Consider the following 1,959-nt stretch of genomic DNA (forward strand, 5'->3'; position numbering starts at 1 on the left):
TCAGCAAACCCTCCTAACAATGAAAATTTGATAGAAGAAAATCAGACAAATATTTCCCTAAATATTTTTCCCGAACCTAACTTCCCTTCAGAAACCTTATCCGAGACAAATATCCTTTTAGGAGATAAGTCTACTACTCAAAACTTCAAGTCAGCAAACCCTCCTAACAATGAAAATTTGATAGAAGAAAATCAGACAAATATTTTGACTGAAACTAACTCCACTGAGGAAATTTCATCTGATACAAATATTTCCCTAACTTCCCCTGAAAACAGAGAAAAAATACCAAATCCCATATTTTATGTTGCCTCTCGCGGACATCATGCAGATATAGGTGGCATTACCCCAGGTTCCATGCCTCCCCATAGTAAAACCATAGACGAAGAAGGAATATTAATCGATAATTTCCAACTCGTCAAAAACGGAAAATTCCAAGAAACAGAACTATTAAACATCCTCACATCCAGCAAATATCCTGCCAGAAATACCAGCCAAAATATAGCAGACCTACAAGCACAAATAGCTGCCAATGAAAAAGGCGTACAAGAACTTCAGAAAATGGTAGAAAATTATGGCTTAGAAATCGTACAAGCTTACATGAAATTCGTGCAAGAAAACGCAGAAGCATCAGTACGTCAAGCCATCAAAAAACTTTCTTCATCACTTACCAAAAAAAAATCCACATCCAACCTAGATGACGGTAATAAAATTCAAGTTTCTGTCAGCCTCCACCAAAAAAATCTCACAGCAAAAATTGACTTCACAGGAACATCTCCCCAACTCACCAACAACTTCAATGCACCAAAAGCAGTTTGTAAAGCAGCAGTATTATATGTCTTTCGTACCCTAGTTGATGATGATATTCCCCTCAACGCTGGTTGTCTCAAACCATTAGAAATAATCATCCCCGAAGCTAGTATGTTAAACCCCAAATATCCCGCTGGAGTTGTGGCAGGAAATGTGGAAACTTCCCAAATAATTACTGACACTTTATATAATGCTTTAGGAGTAATGGCAGCATCTCAAGGAACCATGAATAATTTCACCTTTGGTAATAGTAAATATCAATATTATGAAACTATTTGTGGAGGTTCCGGCGCAGGTATAAACTTTCATGGCACTGATGCAGTACATACTCACATGACCAACTCCCGGTTAACCGATCCGGAAGTTTTGGAATGGCGCTTTCCGATATTACTGGAAAGTTTTACTATACGTTCTGGCAGTGGGGGTGAAGGTTTATATAAAGGTGGTAATGGAGTAATTCGGCGAATGCGTTTTTTGGAAAAGATGACTGCCGGAATATTATCAGGTCATCGCGTCGTTTCTCCCCCTGGTTTGAATGGTGGGGGTGATGGTTTAGTGGGGAAAAATTATGTGGAACGGAGTGATGGGAAAGTTGAGGAGTTGGGGGGTATTGGTACTGTGGAAATGAATGTAGGAGATGTGTTTGTGATTGAAACTCCAGGTGGTGCCGGAAATGGTGAAGTCAGAAGTTAGAAGGTGCGAAGTTAGAAGGTGCGAAGTTAAATTCTTACTATATTTAGGCTGCTGAAAAAAGTAAAGTCTGGAGAATGTGGGGAGTCTGGGGTAGGTGGGAAGACAGAGAAAGCAGGAGGAATAATTGTTTCTTGATTTTTCTGCCATAGTCACCCCAAAATTCTCACTTTTTGAGGGTTGGGGATGGAAAACTTGGTAATTTTTCCAGGTTCTAAAAAGGCTCAAACCTTTATTTAACAAGTGTTTTGGTTTGATAGGCAAACCCTAATTATGGCTTGCCTATCAAATGTAAAAGCATTGACAGATAAGAGATTGAGCTTTTTTAGACTGAAAAAAAGTGCAAATTTTGAAGCTTGAGTTATCAAAAAGTTAGGATTTTTGGCAGAAGAAACATAAAGTGAAAAGCCACAAAGATTTTCATTTTAGAAAGCTCCTGAAAAAATCGGCGCGTCAAAAGAA

1 protein-coding gene is annotated in these 1,959 nt (G+C 38.6%); it reads left to right on the forward strand.

Translation table 11 applies throughout. The features are described 5' to 3' along the window. The coding region (locus ACP6PK_RS08045) for a hydantoinase B/oxoprolinase family protein (protein ID WP_426559160.1) at positions 1–1,500 on the forward strand (1,500 nt) is incomplete at its 5' end. Between the last annotated feature and the right edge of the window lie 459 nt (positions 1,501–1,959).

This window comes from Dapis hubbardiae BLCC-M172 (assembly GCF_050016015.1).
Taxonomy (GTDB): Bacteria; Cyanobacteriota; Cyanobacteriia; order Cyanobacteriales; family Microcoleaceae; genus Trichodesmium.